Below are 17675 nucleotides of genomic sequence, written 5' to 3'. Positions count from 1 at the left end.
AAAAAGGGAAACAAATATAAATAAAAATCATTCTCTTTTGAGAGTTTGAGGCCGCGCCATGTAGTAGTCAAGAGAAGAAACACCCTGAAAAAACCAGGGGTAACGGAGCGTTACTACACCGATCGTAAAAACAATAAAGATTTTATTTTCAATTAGTTAATTGGATTTCACTGCGCTTTTTCGTTACGTTTCTTAGGTGTAGCCGATTTTTGGATTTTTTCATTTACTACTACATTTCCGCATGCTTGAATGATTCTCAATTACATGTTCGATGCCGGTTCTGGCTAACGAGCAGACCATAAAGGGCAATGACTCACATGTTCTTCCGTGAAGGTGCTTCACGGATATTTTGGGATAACAGATGTAATGGCTACGTTCACACCTTCACTCTCTGGGGTAAAAGGGCACGCGCTCTTTTCACTGCTGTTTATGGCGCCGCTGGTGCAGGCAGCAGACACCACGGCTAAAGACGGCGAAACGCTTACCGTCACCGCCGATCCAAATGCTACGGCGGAGGCCACTAACGGCTACCAGCCGCTGAAAACCTCCACCGCCACGCTAACCAACATGCCGATGCTGGATATCCCGCAGGTGGTCAATACCGTCAGCGATAAGGTGCTGGAGGATCAGCACGCCACCACGCTCGATGAAGCGCTGTATAACGTCAGCAACGTGGTGCAGACCAACACCCTGGGCGGCACGCAGGATGCCTTCGTGCGCCGCGGATTCGGCGCAAACCGCGACGGCTCGATCATGACCAACGGCCTGCGCACCGTGCTGCCGCGCAGCTTTAACGCCGCAACCGAACGCGTGGAGGTGCTGAAAGGCCCGGCCTCAACGCTGTACGGCATTCTCGATCCGGGCGGCCTGATTAACGTCGTCACGAAGCGCCCGGAGAAAACCTTCGGCGGCTCGATTTCTGCCACCTCTTCCAGCTTTGGCGGCGGCACCGGACAGGTTGATGTTACCGGTCCGATTGACGGCACGCGCCTGGCGTATCGCCTCACGGGCGAATATCAGGACGAGGATTACTGGCGCAACTTCGGCAACGAACGCAGCACGTTTATCGCCCCATCGCTGACCTGGTTCGGCGACGATGCCACCGTGACCGTGCTCTATTCGCATCGCGACTATAAGACCCCGTTCGATCGCGGAACGATCTTCGATCTCAACACTAAAAAGGCCGTGGACGTCGATCGCAAAACCCGCTTTGACGAGCCGTTTAACGTGACCGACGGGCAGTCCGATCTCGCTCAGCTTAACGCGGAGTATCGCCTCAACAGCCAGTGGACCGCGAAGTTCGACTACAGCTACAGCCAGGATAAATACAGCGACAACCAGGCCCGCGTCATGGCCTACGATTCGAAAACCGGCACCCTGACCCGCCGGGTGGATGCAACCCAGGGCTCAACCCAGCGCATGCACAGCACCCGTGCGGATCTGCAGGGGAACGTGGATATCGCGGGCTTTTATAATGAGATCCTCACCGGCGTGTCGTATGAAAATTACGATCTGCTGCGCACGGACATGATGCGCTGTAAGAACGTCAAAGGTTTTAATATCTATAATCCGGTTTACGGCAAGCTCGACGAGTGTACAACCGTCTCCGCCGCTGACAGCGACCAGACGCTCAAGCAGGAGAGCTACTCGGCCTATGCCCAGGATGCCCTTTACCTGACGGATAAATGGATCGCCGTCGCCGGGCTGCGCTACCAGTATTACACCCAGTACGCAGGCAAAGGCCGCCCGTTTAGCGTCAATACCGACAGCCGCGACGAGCAGTGGACGCCAAAGCTGGGGCTGGTTTACAAACTGACGCCAGCCGTCTCGCTGTTTGCCAACTATTCGCAGACGTTTATGCCGCAGTCGTCCATTGCGAGCTACATTGGCGATCTGCCGCCGGAAACCTCAAACGCGTACGAAGTAGGCGCAAAGTTCGACCTGTTCGACGGAGTTACTGCTAACATCGCGCTGTTTGATATCCACAAGCGCAACGTGCTGTACACCGAAAGCATCGGCGGCGAAACCATCGCCAAAACGGCGGGCCGCGTGCGCTCTCAGGGCGTGGAGGTGGATCTTGCCGGATCGCTGACGGAGAACACCAACATTATCGCCAGCTACGGCTATACCGACGCGAAAGTGCTGGAAGACCCGGACTACGCGGGCAAACCGCTGCCGAACGTACCGCGCCATACCGGCTCCCTGTTCCTCACCTACGATATTCACAATGCGTTTGCCGGGAATACCCTGACGCTCGGCGGCGGCGGGCACGGCGTAAGCCGCCGCTCGGCGACCAACGGCGCGGATTATTATCTGCCGGGCTATTTCGTGGCGGATGCGTTTGCGGCGTATAAGATGAAGCTACAGTATCCGGTGACGCTGCAGGTGAACGTGAAGAACCTGTTTGATAAGACCTACTACACGTCGTCGATTGCGACCAACAACCTGGGCAACCAGATTGGCGATCCGCGCGAAGTGCAGTTTACGGTGAAGATGGAGTTTTGATTTTAGCGCGAGGGTGAAAAGACGGCTCCGTGCAATCCCCTCTCCCCTTTGGGGAGAGGGTTAGGGTGAGGGGACTCATCAGGCCTCAATATCCGCCATATCCCCTTTCTCCTGCAGCCAGTTGCGTCGGTCTTCCGAACGTTTCTTGGCAAGGAGCATATCCATCACGGCGTTGGTTTGCTGTTCGTCTTCGTCGCTGATCGTCAGCTGCACCAGGCGGCGCGTGTTCGGATCCAGCGTCGTTTCGCGCAGCTGCATCGGGTTCATTTCGCCCAGCCCTTTAAAGCGCTGCACGTTTGGTTTGCCCTTCTTACGCTTCAACTGCTCCAGCACGCCCGCTTTCTCTTCTTCCGTCAGCGCGTAGTAAACCTCTTTGCCGAGGTCGATACGGTAGAGCGGCGGCAGCGCCACGTGGACGTGACCGTTTTTCACCAGCGTGCGGAAGTGCTTCACAAACAGCGCGCACAGCAGCGTGGCGATGTGCAGACCATCGGAGTCCGCATCCGCGAGGATACAGATCTTGCCGTAGCGCAGCTGGCTCAGATCCTCGCTGTCAGGATCGATACCGATCGCAACGGAAATATCGTGCACTTCCTGCGATGCCAGCACTTCGTCTGAAGAGACTTCCCAGGTGTTCAGGATCTTACCCTTGAGCGGCATGATCGCCTGATATTCACGATCGCGCGCCTGCTTGGCCGACCCGCCCGCCGAGTCCCCTTCCACGAGGAACAGCTCGGTGCGGTTGAGATCCTGCGCGGTGCAATCCGCCAGCTTGCCCGGCAGCGCAGGGCCGCTGGTCAACTTTTTACGCACCACTTTCTTCGCGGCGCGCAAACGACGCTGGGCGCTGGAGATGGCCATTTCAGCCAGCATCTCAGCCGCCTGAACGTTCTGGTTCAGCCACAGAGTAAAGGCATCTTTCACCACGCCGGAGACGAACGCCGCGCACTGGCGCGATGACAGACGCTCTTTGGTCTGACCGGCAAACTGCGGATCCTGCATCTTCACGGAGAGCACGTAGGCGCAGCGGTCCCAGATGTCTTCCGCCGAGAGCTTCACGCCGCGCGGCAGAATGTTGCGGTATTCGCAGAACTCGCGCATCGCGTCCAGCAGGCCCTGACGCAGGCCGTTGACGTGCGTACCGCCGAGCATGGTCGGGATCAGGTTGACGTAGCTTTCGGTGAGCAGCTCGCCGCCTTCCGGCAGCCACAGCAGCGCCCAGTCCACGGCTTCGGTATCGCCGCTAAAGTTACCGACAAACGGTTTTTCCGGCAGCGTCGGCAGGCCGTTTACCGCTTCGCACAGGTAGTCGTTAAGGCCATCGGCGTAGCACCAGGTCTGCTCGGTGTTGTTGACGTGATCTTTAAAGGTGATTTCTACGCCCGGGCAGAGCACTGCTTTGGCTTTCAGCAGGTGCGTCAGGCGAGAAACGGAAAAGCGCGGGCTGTCGAAGAAGCTTTCGTCAGGCCAGAAATGGACGCTGGTGCCGGTGTTGCGTTTAGCACACGTGCCGACAACCTGCAGATCCTGCACCTTCTCGCCGTTTTCAAACGCGATGTTGTAGACCTGGCCGTCGCGACGGACGTTCACTTCCACGCGTTTGGACAGGGCGTTCACCACGGAAATCCCCACGCCGTGCAGACCGCCAGAGAACTGGTAGTTTTTGTTGGAGAACTTACCGCCCGCGTGCAGACGGCAGAGGATCAGCTCAACGGCAGGCACGCCCTCTTCCGGGTGGATGTCCACCGGCATGCCGCGGCCGTCGTCGATAACTTCCAGCGACTGATCGGCGTGCAGGATGACGTCAACGCGTTTGGCATGGCCCGCCAGCGCTTCGTCCACACTGTTATCAATAACTTCCTGGCCCAGATGGTTTGGGCGCGTCGTATCGGTATACATCCCCGGGCGGCGGCGAACCGGCTCAAGCCCGGTGAGTACCTCAATGGCATCAGCGTTATAGGTTTGCGTCATGATTTAAACTAGCAATTCGCATTGATTGTCAGTGGCTGTGCAGTCCAAGAAAATCGACAATCTGGGTGAAATGATCCTCAAAGCCCGTGAAAGCATGGTTTCCGCCCTCTTCTATAGTCTGGCGGCAGGAGGCGTAATACGCCACTGCCTGGCGGTAATCCAGCACTTCATCACCCGTCTGCTGCAACAGCCAGATGAGATCCGGCGCTTCAAGCGGGTCGACCTGCATAACTTTGAGATCGTAAATATGGCGTGACTCTAGCACATATTGCTGCCCGGTGTAGGGGTTCTCGTTTTCGCCAAGAAAGTCCCTCAGCAGCTCAAATGGCCGTACCGCCGGATTAACCACAACGGCGGGCAGCATAAAGCATTGTGAGAGCCAGGTGGCGTAGTACCCGCCCAGCGATGAGCCGACCACGCCAAATGATTCACCGCCGTGTTCAAGCACGATCGATTCGAGCATTTCCGCCGCCTCCGCCGGGTAAGGCGGCAGCTGCGGGATGAGCATCTCAACGTGGGGGTGATGCTCGCTCAGCCACTGGCGAAACTGCGTCGCTTTTGCGGAGCGCGGCGAGCTGTTGAATCCGTGCAGATAAAGGAGCGTAGACATCAGTAGCCTTCTGAAGCGGTATCCGGGCGGAACTCTGCGCCTGCCAGACGGCAGACTTCCGTGGTCAGCGTGCCGTCGGCATGCAGTTCCAGCCAGCGCCAGCCTGGCGCGATAGTATCCAGCGTAAAGTTGGCGCAGTGCGGCTTAAACTGCACGCAGGTTGACGGCGTCGCCAGCATGCGGCGTCCGTTCCAGTCGAGATCCTGTTCCTGATGGATGTGTCCGCACAGCAGGTGTTTCACCCGCGGGTATTTCACCAGAACGCTATCCAGCGCCGCGGAGTTACGCAGGCTGTGTTGATCCAGCCAGCTGCAGCCAGCCGGCAGCGGATGATGATGGAGCAGCAGCAGCGTATAACGCTCAGGTTCGGCAGCCAGTTTGGTCTCCAGCCAGTCGAGTTGAAACTCGCTTAATTCACCGTGCGGGACGCCAAATACCTGGCTGTCCAGCAGCAGGATCTGCCACTGTTCACCCGCAAATACGCACTTCGCCGGAGAGATCCCCGCATCCTGAAGGGAGCTGTACATTGCGGGCTGGAAATCGTGGTTTCCTGGCAGCCAGACGCAAGGCACGCTAAAGCTCGCGATGCCTTCAGCAAAGTGCTGGTAGGCCGCGGAGGACTGGTCCTGCGCCAGATCGCCCGTTGCGACAATCAGGTCGCAGTCGCGATGTTCAGCGTGAATGGCGCTCAGTACCGCCTGATAACTCTCCCAGGTATTAACCCCCAGTAAAGTTTCATGCTTTTCGGCAAAAAGGTGGGTATCGGTGATTTGTAATATCCTGACTGGCGCCCCACCAGCAACAGTCAGGTTCAACAGGCTTTCCAAATGGTGTCCTTAGGTAGGTTTATGACGCTAACAAACCGGAATCGCCATTGCTCCATGTGCTAAACAATATCTTAGCCAGTCGGCTAAAAACTGGTTAATTTGATGCTTTTCGTCGCGTTGATGCAACTTTTTATTCGGATAATCATACCGCGCCTTGAAGCGAAAGATCTGCTGACTTGAACACACTTCAGCGACCATCGCGTCATGATAGAGGCGCACCGTCATTGACGGCAGGCTCCAGTAGCTGATGCTGGGCGCCGTTTGCTCAATGTCCACCAGCGTAGTGTAGCGCGTTGATTCTGTTATCGTTAACCGATACTGCGCGTTGCTCACCTGATAGCTTACCGTTTCGCCGGGTGCGTCGTTTCTCGGCAGCAGGCGGCGCAGCTGTGCAAAATTGGTTTCGCACAGGCGCATCATTTCTGGGAAGTCAGGCGTATAGCGCTTCATTTTTTCCACTCGTTTCGTAATGTCTGATAATGCAGCTGCAGCCATTGCAGGGCGATGACAGACGCTGCGTTGTCGATTTTCCCCTCTTCTACCCACTGATAAGCCTGTTCCCGGCTTACCACATGAACCCGAATATCTTCGTTTTCATCAGCCAGACCGTGGATCCCTTCCGCCGTCGTGGCGTCCACTTCGCCCACCATAATGGACAAGCGCTCGCTGGTGCCCCCGGGGCTTGCCAGATAGCTCAACACCGGTTTTGTGCGGCCTACCACCAGCCCGGCCTCTTCCAGCGCCTCGCGTCGAGCGACGTCTTCAACCGACTCGCCCTCTTCGATCATCCCGGCCACCATCTCCAGCAGCCACGGGCTTTCACTGGTGTCATACGCGGCAATGCGGATCTGCTCCACCAGCACGACTTCGTCACGCACTGGGTCAAAGGGTAGCAAGACAGCCGCATGCCCGCGCTCAAAAATTTCACGTCTGATTTCGCCGCTCATTTCACCGTTGAACAGGCGATGCCTGAAACGGTAAAGATCCATCGAAAAAAAACCGCTATAAAGCGTTTCTCGTGCAATAATTTCTACATCGTTTTTGGCGAATGTCACGGGCAACTTTTCTGGTTTTTGCATGAGTCGAGTCCTGGTAGCAATGGTGATGAAATTGTGAATTTCAAGGCTGTTTGGCTGCCGTTTGTAAGGCTATATGGTAGATTGGTGCAAATTACCGCCAGATGGCACGTAACGCCAACCTTTTGGTGTGGATGATTCTGTTAGAATCGGCAATTATTTTTTAATTAGATCAGCGCTAATACTGCTTCACAACAAGGAATGCAAATGAAGAAATTGCTCCCCATCCTTATCGGCCTGAGCCTGACGGGCTTCAGTGCAATGAGCCAGGCGGAAAACCTGTTACAGGTCTACCAGCAGGCACGTCTGGGCAACCCTGATTTACGTAAATCAGCGGCCGATCGTGATGCTGCGTTTGAAAAGATTAACGAAGCGCGTAGCCCACTGCTGCCGCAGTTAGGTTTAGGTGCAGATTATACCTACAGCAACGGTTTCCGCGACGCTAACGGCGTTAACTCCAATGCTACCAGCGCCTCACTGCAATTAACACAGACGCTGTTTGATATGTCCAAATGGCGCGCCCTGACCCTGCAGGAAAAGAGCGCGGGCATCCAGGATGTGACCTATCAGACCGACCAGCAAACGCTGATCCTGAACACTGCCACCGCGTACTTCAACGTGCTGAGCGCCATTGACGCGCTCTCCTACACCGAAGCGCAGAAACAGGCGATCTACCGCCAGTTAGATCAAACCACCCAGCGCTTCAACGTGGGTCTGGTGGCGATCACCGACGTGCAGAACGCCCGTTCACAGTACGACACCGTGCTGGCTAACGAAGTGACCGCGCGTAACAACCTCGACAACGCGCTGGAATCCCTGCGTCAGGTGACCGGTAACTACTACCCTGAGCTGGCCTCCCTGAACGTGGACAGCTTCAAAACGGATAAGCCGCAGGCCGTTAACACCCTGCTGAAAGAGGCGGAAAACCGTAACCTGACCTTGCTGCAGGCGCGTCTGAGCCAGGACCTGGCACGCGAGCAAATTCGTCAGGCGCAGGATGGCCACCTGCCAACCCTGAGCCTGAGCGCGTCGACCGGCGTCTCTGATACTACCTATAGCGGCTCTAAGACCAATACTTCCCAGTATGACGACAGCAATATGGGTCAGAACAAAGTGGGCCTGAGCTTCTCCCTGCCGCTGTACCAGGGCGGTCAGGTAAACTCTCAGGTGAAACAGGCGCAGTACAACTTTGTTGGCGCGAGCGAGCAGCTGGAAAGCGCGCACCGCAACGTGGTGCAGACCGTTCGTTCTTCCTTCAACAACGTGAATGCCTCCATCAGCAGCATCAACGCCTATAAACAGGCCGTAGTGTCTGCCCAGAGCTCACTGGACGCGATGGAAGCCGGTTACTCCGTGGGTACCCGCACCATCGTTGACGTGCTGGACGCGACCACCACGCTGTACAACGCGAAGCAGCAGCTCTCCAGCGCACGTTACCAGTACCTGATTAACCAGCTGAACATCAAGCAGGCGCTGGGTACGCTGAACGAGCAGGATCTGCAGATGCTGAACAGCGCGCTGGGCAAACCGGTCTCCACTTCTCCGGACAGCGTTGCGCCGGAGAACCCGGAGCAGGTTGCCGCCGTTGATAACTTCAACGCTAACGGCAGCGCCCCTGCTGCACAGCCAGCGGCCGCGCGTAGCACGGCACCTGCAAGCAGCGGTTCTAACCCGTTCCGTAACTAAGATTGTTATCACGCCCTCTTCCACCGGGAGAGGGCGCATCTGAATTCCCCCCGAACGTAAGCCAACGTAAAGATCCCCCTGATTCCGCCCCTCTTCGCTTCATTTTCAACCACTCATCCACTATCCTGAGCGTTATTACCACTGGGTCCAGGAAGACAAACATGAAACGGACAAAAACGATTAATCACGCGTCGTTCCGCAAAAGCTGGAACGCACGTCATCTCACCCCTGTTGCGCTGGCCGTTACCGCGGTCTTTATGCTGGCAGGCTGTGAGAAAAACGACGAAACGGTTTCGCTGTATCAAAACGCGGACGACTGCTCCGCCGCAACCGGCCAGGCAGCAGAGTGTAAAACCGCCTATACCAACGCGCTGAAAGAAGCGGAACGCACCGCGCCGAAATACGCCTCACGCGAAGACTGCGTGGCGGAATTTGGTGAAGGTCAGTGTCAGCAGACGCCAGCTCAGGCAGGTACTGCGCCGGAAAATCAGGCGCAGGCGCAGGCGCAGTCCAGCGGCAGCTTCTGGATGCCATTAATGGCAGGCTACATGATGGGCCGCCTGATGGGTGGCGGTGCAGGCTATCAGCAGCAACCGCTGTTTAGCTCGAAAAATCCGGCCAGCCCGGCTTATGGTCAATATACCGATGCCAGCGGCAAAGGCTACGGCGCAGCGACCCCGGGCCGCACCGTGACCGTCCCAAAAACCGCGATGGCGCCGAAGCCTGCGACCACCAGCACCATAACCCGCGGTGGGTTCGGTGAGTCTGTGGCGAAACAGACCAGCATGCAGCGTAGTGCGACAGGCACTTCTACTCGCTCAATGGGCGGCTGATCATGGAACGAGTCGGTATTACCGAGCGCCCGGACTGGCGCGAAAAAGCCACTGAATACGGTTTTAACTTTCACACTATGTACGGCGAGCCGTACTGGTGTGAAGATGCTTACTACAAACTGACGCTCGACCAGGTGGAAAAACTGGAAGAGGTGACGGCCGAGCTGCACCAGATGTGCCTGAAGGTTGTGGAAAAGGTCATCGACAGCGACGAGCTGATGACTAAATTCCGTATTCCGAAGCACACCTGGAGTTTCGTCCGTCAGTCATGGAAAACGAATCAGCCGTCGCTTTACTCTCGCCTCGATCTGGCGTGGGACGGCGTGGGTGAGCCGAAGCTTTTAGAAAACAACGCGGATACGCCAACCTCTCTTTACGAAGCGGCATTCTTCCAGTGGATTTGGCTGGAAGATCAGATGAACGCCGGAAACCTGCCGGAAGGCAGCGACCAGTTCAACAGCCTGCAGGAAAAGCTGATTGAGCGTTTCGCCGAACTGCGGGAGCAGTTTGGCTTCAATCTGCTGCATCTTGCCTGCTGCCGCGACACGGAGGAAGACCGTGGTACGGTTCAGTATTTGCAGGACTGTGCGGCCGAAGCAGACGTGGCGACCGAGTTCCTCTATATCGAAGATATTGGCCTGGGGGAAAAAGGTCAGTTTACGGATATGCAGGATCAGGTGATCAGCAACCTGTTCAAGCTCTATCCGTGGGAATACATGCTGCGCGAGATGTTCTCCACCAAGCTGGAAGACGCGGGCGTGCGCTGGCTGGAACCGGCGTGGAAGAGCATTATCTCCAACAAAGCCCTGCTGCCGATGCTGTGGGAGATGTTCCCGAACCACCCGAACCTGTTGCCTGCGTACTTTGCCGAAGATGATTTCCCGCCGATGGAAAAATACGTCGTTAAGCCAATTTTTTCCCGCGAAGGTGCGAACGTCTCAATCATTGAAAACGGTAAAACGCTGGAAGCCGTTGAAGGGCCGTACGGCGAAGAAGGGATGATCGTCCAGGAGTTTTATCAACTGCCGAAGTTTGGCGACAGCTATACGCTGATTGGCAGCTGGCTCATCAACGATCGGCCAGCCGGGATTGGCATTCGCGAAGATCGCGCGCTGATCACGCAGGATCTGTCACGGTTCTATCCGCATATTTTTGTTGAATAAGACTGCGGCCTGATGCCCTCTCCCCGTGGGAGAGGGTGCAAACACTAAAAACGGCAAACTGACGTTGCCGTTTTGCTTTTATTACCCTACCTGCACCGACAGCATACTCAGACTCCCCATCTCAATACCGTCGACCGGGATCGTAACCGGCTCCTGACCGTCCCATGCGCCTAATACATACAGCAGCGGCAGGAAGTGCTCCGGCGTCGGGTTAGAGAGCGAACCGCCTTCGTGATCCAGATAGTTCACCAGCGGATGCTGCTCAACCGGGCCTTGCCAGGTCAGGTTCGCTTTGACGTAGTCGTTAAAAGCGGTGGCCCACGGGTATGGCGTGTTCTCACCGTGCCAGCGCGCCGTACGCAGGTTGTGCACCACGTTGCCGCTTGCCACCAGCATGATGCCCTCATCGCGCAGGGTCGCCAGCTTGCGGCCCATCTCCAGATGCCAGGCAGCCGGTTTAGTGCTGTCGATGCTCAACTGCACCATCGGAATATCCGCATCTGGGTACATCTTGATCAGCACGCCCCACGAGCCGTGGTCAAAGCCCCAGGCTTCTTTATCCAGAGCGACCGGGACAGGTGCCAGCAAATCCACCAGCTTTTGCGCCAGCTCAGGCGAGCCGGGAGCCGGATAATGCGTATCATACAGCGCCTGCGGGAAGCCGCCGAAATCATGAATGGTCTTAGGCGCTTCCATGGCCGTCACGCCGGTGCCTCGGGTAAACCAGTGCGCGGACACCACCACAATCGCCTTCGGACGCGGCAACGTCTCACCCAGATGACGCCAGGCGCGGGTATAGACGTTGTCTTCCAGAACGTTCATTGGGCTGCCGTGGCCTAAAAACAGTGCTGGCATACGAGAAGAAGACATGGTGGTATCCTTAGAGAAGGTGTCAGTTTGATGGTTCTACATTACGCGCATTCAGATGAAGATGAACGCAGATAACCGTGAAGATCATCATCAGGAAATTTGAACGTACGATATTGCTTAAGGAGAGTGCATGTCAGTACCCTTAATTTTGACCGTGCTTGCGGGCGCCGCGACCTTTATCGGCGCGTTCCTCGGCGTGCTCGGGCAAAAACCGTCTAATCGCCTGCTGGCCTTCTCGCTGGGCTTCGCCGCCGGGATCATGCTGCTTATCTCGCTGATGGAGATGTTGCCCGCAGCGCTTCACACCGAGGGAATGTCCCCGGTTCTGGGCTACGGTATGTTCATCGTCGGGCTGCTGGGCTATTTTGCGCTCGACCGTATGCTGCCCCACGCGCACCCTCAGGATTTGATGCAGAAAAGTGTTACTCCGATCCCGGGCAACATCAAGCGCACGGCGATCCTGCTAACGCTGGGTATCAGCCTGCACAACTTCCCGGAAGGTGTCGCCACGTACGTCACGGCCAGCAGCAACCTGGAGATGGGGTTTGGTGTCGCGCTGGCGGTCGCCTTGCACAATATTCCTGAAGGACTTGCGGTGGCCGGGCCGGTTTATGCCGCAACGGGTTCAAAACGTACTGCCGTCTTCTGGGCGGGGATTTCCGGGATGGCCGAAATTCTCGGCGGCGTGCTGGCGTGGCTGATCCTTGGAAGCCTCGTGTCCCCTGTCGTGATGGCGGCGATTATGGCTGCCGTGGCCGGGATTATGGTGGCGCTCTCCGTCGATGAGCTGATGCCGCTGGCAAAAGAGATCGATCCCAATAACAATCCCAGCTATGGCGTACTGTGCGGCATGTCGGTGATGGGGTTAAGTCTGGTACTTTTGCAATCAGCGGGTATTGGTTAAAATTTATCTGCCTCCGTTTACTACGGAGGCAGGATAACTCAATAATATGCTGAAATTAATAATCCACCCTAATACCAACACATAATTTACCCTTCATTGCAATATTTTTATTGACCATTATTCTATAATATAAACTGATGGATTCATTGCAGGCTTACGCCTGAATTATGAGAACAAACGGGCCCTTACAATCAACAAGCGTTATATATTAAAACGATCTTAAAATAGCTTTAAGTTACATTAATCGCATTATGCCTATCTCCTCCCGTATACTCCATTCGCATCCTGAAATTAATATTCAGAGTATGAATTCATTTGAAAAAGGATATTTTCATGTATATGGGTAAAAAAGTACTGTTAGCGGTTGCGATGGCTGCCATTGTATCGGGTTCTGCTTTTGCGGAAGACCAGGGCTCAGGCAAAATCAAATTTAAAGGCGTGGTTATTGATGCGCCATGCAGCATCGCACCTGACAGCGTTGACAAAGAAGTTGACCTGGGTGAAGTAACCACTGCCGTTATCAATGCCAATAAAAAATCTACAGCTGTTCCGGTTGATATCAACCTGGAGAACTGCCAGCTTGACGATCCTGCTGATGAGACCGATACGCCAATTACCAAAGTTGATGTCACGTTCACCAGCGCAGCAACAGACGCGACTGACACCAGCCTCATGACCAACACCTATGCCAGCGGCGCACAGAACGTGGGCGTTCGTTTGCTGGATAACGCCGAATCCAACATTACGCTGGGCGCGGCTAATGAAGTTGACCTTCTGGCTGGTTCCACCACCCAGACGCTGCACTTTAAAGCGTTAATGGAAGTCCCTGCCGGTAAAACCGCGACTGCTGGCCAGGTTGAAGCCACCGCCAACTATGTTCTGATGTACAAATAAGATTACTCTGCAAAATAAACCGACTGGCTAAATAAGCCAGTCGGTTAGCAATATTATTTTGAGTAACAGGATGATGACATATAAATTACAATCAATAATCATCATAGCGTCCCTGTTAATGACGAAATTCACTTTTGCCACTGAGTTTAATATCAATGCTATTGATAAAGACCAGCGAGGCAGCGTCGATCTTTCTCTTTTTAAAGATGAGATAGCCGTCATCCCTGGCAGCTACTTTGTTATTGTTTCCATTAATGACGTCCCACTTGCTAACGGCTGGCAACTTAACTGGAAAGAGATCAATCATTCAGTTCAGGTGTGTATTCCGCCTGAACTGGCTGATTCCTTTGCGCTCAAAGATGATATTCGTAACACCTTACCCGAAAAAGACGGATGCCTTGATTTCGCCTCCAGACCCGATATTACCTTTAAGTTCGAGCAAGCAACCCAAACGCTGAAGGTTACCGTTCCGCAGGCATGGCTACAGTACCGCGCAGCAGACTGGATGCCGCCCTCCACATGGGATAACGGCGTCCCTGGCGTAATGCTGGATTACAACCTGTTCGCCAGCCATTATCAGCCCAATAATGGCTCATCCTCGGATAACGCCAACACCTACGGGACCGCCGGCACCAATTTGGGTGCGTGGCGGCTGCGCAGCGATTATCAGTACACGCAAACGCATACCGACGCCGGTTCTAAAAATGATGGGCGCTTTTCACGCGTTTACATGTTCCGCCCCTTGCCTTCACTCGGGGCGAAATTGACCCTGGGCGAAACGGATTTTCAGTCCGCCATTTTTGATGCGTTTACCTATACCGGCGCCTCCCTGATCAGTGATGAACGCATGCTGCCATGGTCTCTGCGGGGCTACGCGCCACAAATTACCGGGATAGCACAAACCAACGCTACGGTTACGGTCAGCCTGGCCGATCGCGTGATCTATCAAAGTAAAGTTCCGCCTGGGCCGTTTGTTATTCAGGATCTTAACCAGTCGGTACAGGGCACGCTGGACGTCAAAGTGACGGAAGAAGACGGGCGCGTCAGCACCTTCCAGGTCTCTGCAGAATCGGTGCCGTTTTTAACGCGCAAAGGTCAGGTTCGCTATAAGCTGGCGACCGGAAAAGCGCGGAAAGATGCCTCTCATGACGTTGAGGATAACGCCTTTATGAGCGGTGAATTCTCCTGGGGCATGCTGTCACAAACCTCCCTTTATGGCGGCACGCTCGCCGATGGCGATCGTTACCGCTCCGTTGCCGCCGGGATCGGGCAAAACATGGAGTACCTGGGTGCCCTCTCATTTGACGTGACCCAGGCAACCAGCCAGCTGCCTCACCAGGCCAGCCAAACAGGTTACAGCTACCGCTTTAACTACAGTAAGCGTTTCGATACCACCGGCAGCCAGCTTACGCTTGCCAGCTATCGCTACTCCGACCCGCAGTTCCTGAGCTACGCCCGTTTTCTGGATGATGACAACGATGACCGCCAGTCTGAGAAGCAGACGCTCAGCGTGACGGCCAGCCAGTACATTTCGGCGCTATCGCTCAACCTCTATGTCAACATGCTGCGTCAAACCTGGTGGGATGATTCGCCCTCCACAACGGGCAGCGTGACCGCGGGCTATAACTTTGACATCGGTCGCTGGAAAAACCTGGGCGTCACCGTGTCGTGGAGTAAAACGCACTATGAGGACGAAGACGACGATACGCAGTTCTACCTCTCACTGAGCGTCCCGCTCGATCCCGATCATCGTCTGAATTACGACCTGCGCAACAGCGACAGCCTGAGCCAGAACGTTTCGTGGTATGACACATCCGATCGCAATAATACCTGGGGCGTTTCCGCAGGCACCGAGAGCGAGAAGTCAGATGCCGGCGCGCAGGTAAGCGGCAACTATCAGCATTATTCCCCTTATGGCGATCTGAATATCTCCGGGAGTTATAAGGCTAATGAATACAACTCCCTGAGCGCCAGCTGGAATGGATCCTTTACCTCAACGGCCAAAGGCGCTGCTCTGCATCGTCGCAGCTACGGTAACGAGCCGCGCGTGATGGTCAGTACCGACGGCGTAGGCAACATCCCGCTGAACATGTCGCGGGATGAAACCAACCGATTTGGCATCGGCGTTTTACCGTCGATTTCCAGCTATTCGCCCTCCAGCGTGCAGGTCAATATGAACAATCTGCCCGATGGCGTAGACGTGGACACCCGCGTCGTGACCTCAACCTGGACAGAGGGGGCTATCGGGTTCCGTCAGATTGCCACCCGCGCGGGCAACGATATCACAGGCATCTTACGCACCCCGTCCGGCACGCCACCGCTGGGCGCAGTTGTTCGTCTGCTGGAAAACGATCGACAGATTGGAATGGTCGCCGATGATGGCCACGTCTGGCTGGGCGCCGTAGAGCCAGAACAGCAGTTCCGCGTAACGTGGGGGGACAATCAGCAGTGTCGCTTCGCGTTACCTTCACACCTTGAAAACAGTATGCAGTTGATACTGCCATGTCAGTAAGAAACCATGATGAAATTCACCCCACTTAAAAGCCTGTGCCTGATGTTGATCGGCACCGCCTTTGCCAGCCACGCAGCCGTTAACCTGGACCGCACGCGCATAGTTTTTCCGGAAAGCGACAAGGCCAGCAGCCTGAAGATTGAAAACCAGAGCAAAGCGCTGCCCTATCTGGCGCTCTCCTGGATTGAAGATGAGAAAGGCCGTAAGGAAGATACGCACTTTATGGCGCTGCCTCCGATTCAACGCATCGAAGCAGGTTCCGCGTCCCAGGTCAGGATCGTTAAGCAAGCGGCCACCGGCCAGTTGCCGAAAGACAGGGAATCCCTCTTCTATTTCAACCTGCGCGAAGTGCCGCCAAAAAGTACCAGCGCCAGCGAAGAGCGCAGCGTCATGCAGGTGGCGATGCAGAGCAGGATCAAACTGTTCTGGCGTCCTAAAGCGATTACCAAAAAGCCCGGCGAGCAGGCGGAAATGCGGATGGAAATTTCAGCCACCGCGAAAGGGCTGACTATACATAACCCGACGCCGTACTACATCACCCTGGCCTGGCTCAGTAAGAATGCCAAAACCATGCTGCCGGGCTTCGACAGCCTGATGCTTGCCCCCTTCGCGACGGCGACGACCTCCACAGGCGACTACCACGGGAATTATTACAGCATCGGCTATATCGACGACTACGGTGCCCTGAAAAAAGTCGACGTGCAGTGCGCAGGAACGGCGCAGTGCACGCTCAGCGAACGGAAGATCGAAAAAGATGCGAAAGCTCGCTAACGTCCTGTTTATTTTGCTGGTTTCTGCACTGCCGTTAAAAGAGGCGCTGGCCCTCGACTGCTATCTGGGCGGTTCCGGCGGCCCCGTCGAAGAAACCAAAACGATCTCGCCGTTTGCTATCCCCAGCAATGCGCAGGTGGGAGAAAAAATCTGGGAGTCGGATGACATTAAAATCCCGGTAACGTGCGACCACAACGTTGTCGGCGGTTTTGAACAGGAAGATGTTTTCGCCTGGGTGAACCCTTACCCTGCCGCATCGGATCCCTATTATGAGCTCGGCGTGACCTATGAGGGAATGGACTACGATGCAACAGGCCAGCCTAACGGCGTCGATACCCGCCAGTGTCTGGACAACCAAAACATCACAATTTATACCCCGGCGCAGATCCGGCAAATGGGCTGGGAAAACCTTATCTGCTCCGGTAACCCGGACGATATCCATACCTCGCGCACTTTTGTTGCGCGTCTGCGCTTATACGTAAAAATCAAAGCGATGCCGCCCCACGGCTACGTCAGCTCGCTGACCGATTACATCGTCGTTCAGTTTGACGGAAAAGGCGGCGTGAACCAGATGTCGGACGCAAAAAACCTCAAATATCACATCAACGGTCTACAAAACATCACCGTGCTGGACTGTGGGGCGACCTTCAGTATTTTCCCGGAGAATCAGGAGATCGACTTTGGCACCTTCAGCGCCCGCGATATTGTGAATCAGCAGACGCGTAAACGAACGTTTTCGGTGAAAACGACAAAGGTGCAGGATGCTCAATGTTCAGATGGGTTCAAAATGGATTCGTCGTTCTATACTACGGAATCGCTCACCGCTGAGGACACGGCATTACTCATTGGAAATGGCCTGAAGTTGCGGATACTCAATGGCGCTCAGCCTTATACCTTCAACCACTATGAAGAATATGCCGATTTTACGGGCAGCACGCTGCAATATCAGCAGGATTACACCGCAGAGCTATCACCCGTAGAAGGAAAAGCGATCCAGTCCGGCCCGTTTGAAACCGTGGTGCTGTTTAAAATTAACTACCACTAGAGACAAAA

Annotated in this window: 15 protein-coding genes; 9 read left to right on the top strand and 6 right to left on the bottom strand. The window is 55.2% G+C overall.

Annotated elements, in window-relative coordinates:
* Positions 1–366 precede the first annotated feature (366 nt).
* Entirely contained in the window at positions 367–2505 is a 2139-nt protein-coding gene (locus OSH03_RS10955) for a TonB-dependent siderophore receptor (protein ID WP_266179035.1), read from the top strand.
* A gap of 78 nt (positions 2506–2583) precedes the next feature.
* Here the strand turns inward: OSH03_RS10955 and parE are convergent, their stop codons facing one another.
* Genes parE through nudF form a run of 5 tightly spaced genes read right to left on the bottom strand, consistent with a single transcriptional unit; the run spans position 2584 to position 6992 of the window.
* Entirely contained in the window at positions 2584–4476 is a 1893-nt protein-coding gene (gene parE / locus OSH03_RS10950) for a DNA topoisomerase IV subunit B (protein ID WP_028014439.1), read from the bottom strand.
* Positions 4477–4504: 28 nt separating this feature from the next.
* A complete protein-coding gene (yqiA, locus tag OSH03_RS10945; RefSeq protein WP_059358356.1) occupies positions 4505–5086 on the bottom strand; it encodes an esterase YqiA in 582 nt (193 codons plus the stop codon).
* The gene (gene cpdA / locus OSH03_RS10940) at positions 5086–5913 is read right to left on the bottom strand and encodes a 3',5'-cyclic-AMP phosphodiesterase (RefSeq protein ID WP_061097043.1); all 828 of its coding nucleotides are present in this window, start codon (positions 5911–5913) and stop codon (positions 5086–5088) included. The genes yqiA and cpdA overlap by 1 nt, the downstream gene beginning before the upstream one ends.
* 27 nt (positions 5914–5940) lie before the next feature.
* Positions 5941–6363 carry a DUF1249 family protein gene (locus tag OSH03_RS10935; RefSeq protein WP_061097042.1) on the bottom strand — a complete coding sequence of 141 codons (423 nt, stop codon included), beginning with the start codon at positions 6361–6363 and terminating at the stop codon, positions 5941–5943.
* Positions 6360–6992 (bottom strand): ADP-ribose diphosphatase, encoded by a 633-nt coding sequence (gene nudF / locus OSH03_RS10930; RefSeq protein WP_028014443.1) that lies wholly within the window; start codon positions 6990–6992, stop codon positions 6360–6362. The genes OSH03_RS10935 and nudF overlap by 4 nt, the downstream gene beginning before the upstream one ends.
* A 204-nt stretch (positions 6993–7196) precedes the next feature.
* Between nudF and tolC the strand changes: the two genes are divergently transcribed.
* The 3 genes from tolC (at position 7197) to OSH03_RS10915 (ending at position 10671) form a co-directional block, all read left to right on the top strand.
* Entirely contained in the window at positions 7197–8675 is a 1479-nt protein-coding gene (gene tolC, locus OSH03_RS10925) for an outer membrane channel protein TolC (RefSeq protein WP_266179034.1), read from the top strand.
* Positions 8676–8836: 161 nt separating this feature from the next.
* Entirely contained in the window at positions 8837–9508 is a 672-nt protein-coding gene (locus tag OSH03_RS10920; protein WP_266179033.1) for a DUF1190 family protein, read from the top strand.
* 2 nt (positions 9509–9510) lie between these two features.
* Positions 9511–10671 carry a glutathionylspermidine synthase family protein gene (locus tag OSH03_RS10915; RefSeq protein ID WP_061097041.1) on the top strand — a complete coding sequence of 387 codons (1161 nt, stop codon included), beginning with the start codon at positions 9511–9513 and terminating at the stop codon, positions 10669–10671.
* Between the two features lie 81 nt (positions 10672–10752).
* Here the strand turns inward: OSH03_RS10915 and ygiD are convergent, their stop codons facing one another.
* Positions 10753–11541, bottom strand: a complete 789-nt coding sequence (gene ygiD / locus OSH03_RS10910) for a 4,5-DOPA-extradiol-dioxygenase (RefSeq protein ID WP_266179032.1) — start codon at positions 11539–11541, stop codon at positions 10753–10755.
* Positions 11542–11671: 130 nt separating this feature from the next.
* Between ygiD and zupT the strand changes: the two genes are divergently transcribed.
* From zupT to OSH03_RS10885, 5 genes are all read left to right on the top strand, one after another.
* Complete coding sequence (zupT, locus tag OSH03_RS10905) at positions 11672–12445, top strand: zinc transporter ZupT (RefSeq protein ID WP_061097039.1); 774 nt, start codon at positions 11672–11674, stop codon at positions 12443–12445.
* A 333-nt stretch (positions 12446–12778) separates the two neighbouring features.
* Positions 12779–13339, top strand: coding sequence for a fimbrial protein (locus OSH03_RS10900; protein WP_266179031.1), 561 nt, complete (start codon positions 12779–12781; stop codon positions 13337–13339).
* Positions 13340–13412: 73 nt separating this feature from the next.
* Positions 13413–15851, top strand: a complete 2439-nt coding sequence (locus OSH03_RS10895) for a fimbria/pilus outer membrane usher protein (RefSeq protein WP_266179213.1) — start codon at positions 13413–13415, stop codon at positions 15849–15851.
* 9 nt (positions 15852–15860) lie between these two features.
* Complete coding sequence (locus OSH03_RS10890; RefSeq protein WP_266179212.1) at positions 15861–16622, top strand: fimbrial biogenesis chaperone; 762 nt, start codon at positions 15861–15863, stop codon at positions 16620–16622.
* The gene (locus OSH03_RS10885) at positions 16606–17667 is read left to right on the top strand and encodes a type 1 fimbrial protein (protein ID WP_266179030.1); all 1062 of its coding nucleotides are present in this window, start codon (positions 16606–16608) and stop codon (positions 17665–17667) included. The genes OSH03_RS10890 and OSH03_RS10885 overlap by 17 nt, the downstream gene beginning before the upstream one ends.
* The last annotated feature ends 8 nt before the right edge of the window (positions 17668–17675 follow it).

Origin of the sequence: Enterobacter nematophilus (assembly GCF_026344075.1) — a bacterium.
In the GTDB taxonomy this organism is placed as follows: Bacteria; Pseudomonadota; Gammaproteobacteria; order Enterobacterales; family Enterobacteriaceae; genus Enterobacter; species Enterobacter nematophilus.
Note: the sequence above shows the minus strand (reverse complement) of the source record. Positions and strands in the feature narration are given on the sequence as shown.

Bases quoted from the DNA above. Each gene is read 5' to 3' on its own strand.
- OSH03_RS10955 (WP_266179035.1), top strand. From the start codon at position 367: ATGGCTACGTTCACACCTTCACTCTCTGGGGTAAAAGGGCACGCGCTC.
- parE (WP_028014439.1), bottom strand. From the start codon at position 4,476: ATGACGCAAACCTATAACGCTGATGCCATTGAGGTACTCACCGGGCTT.
- yqiA (WP_059358356.1), bottom strand. From the start codon at position 5,086: ATGTCTACGCTCCTTTATCTGCACGGATTCAACAGCTCGCCGCGCTCC.
- OSH03_RS10935 (WP_061097042.1), bottom strand. From the start codon at position 6,363: ATGAAGCGCTATACGCCTGACTTCCCAGAAATGATGCGCCTGTGCGAA.
- nudF (WP_028014443.1), bottom strand. From the start codon at position 6,992: ATGCAAAAACCAGAAAAGTTGCCCGTGACATTCGCCAAAAACGATGTA.
- tolC (WP_266179034.1), top strand. From the start codon at position 7,197: ATGAAGAAATTGCTCCCCATCCTTATCGGCCTGAGCCTGACGGGCTTC.
- OSH03_RS10920 (WP_266179033.1), top strand. From the start codon at position 8,837: ATGAAACGGACAAAAACGATTAATCACGCGTCGTTCCGCAAAAGCTGG.
- OSH03_RS10915 (WP_061097041.1), top strand. From the start codon at position 9,511: ATGGAACGAGTCGGTATTACCGAGCGCCCGGACTGGCGCGAAAAAGCC.
- ygiD (WP_266179032.1), bottom strand. From the start codon at position 11,541: ATGTCTTCTTCTCGTATGCCAGCACTGTTTTTAGGCCACGGCAGCCCA.
- zupT (WP_061097039.1), top strand. From the start codon at position 11,672: ATGTCAGTACCCTTAATTTTGACCGTGCTTGCGGGCGCCGCGACCTTT.
- OSH03_RS10900 (WP_266179031.1), top strand. From the start codon at position 12,779: ATGTATATGGGTAAAAAAGTACTGTTAGCGGTTGCGATGGCTGCCATT.
- OSH03_RS10895 (WP_266179213.1), top strand. From the start codon at position 13,413: ATGACATATAAATTACAATCAATAATCATCATAGCGTCCCTGTTAATG.
- OSH03_RS10890 (WP_266179212.1), top strand. From the start codon at position 15,861: ATGAAATTCACCCCACTTAAAAGCCTGTGCCTGATGTTGATCGGCACC.
- OSH03_RS10885 (WP_266179030.1), top strand. From the start codon at position 16,606: ATGCGAAAGCTCGCTAACGTCCTGTTTATTTTGCTGGTTTCTGCACTG.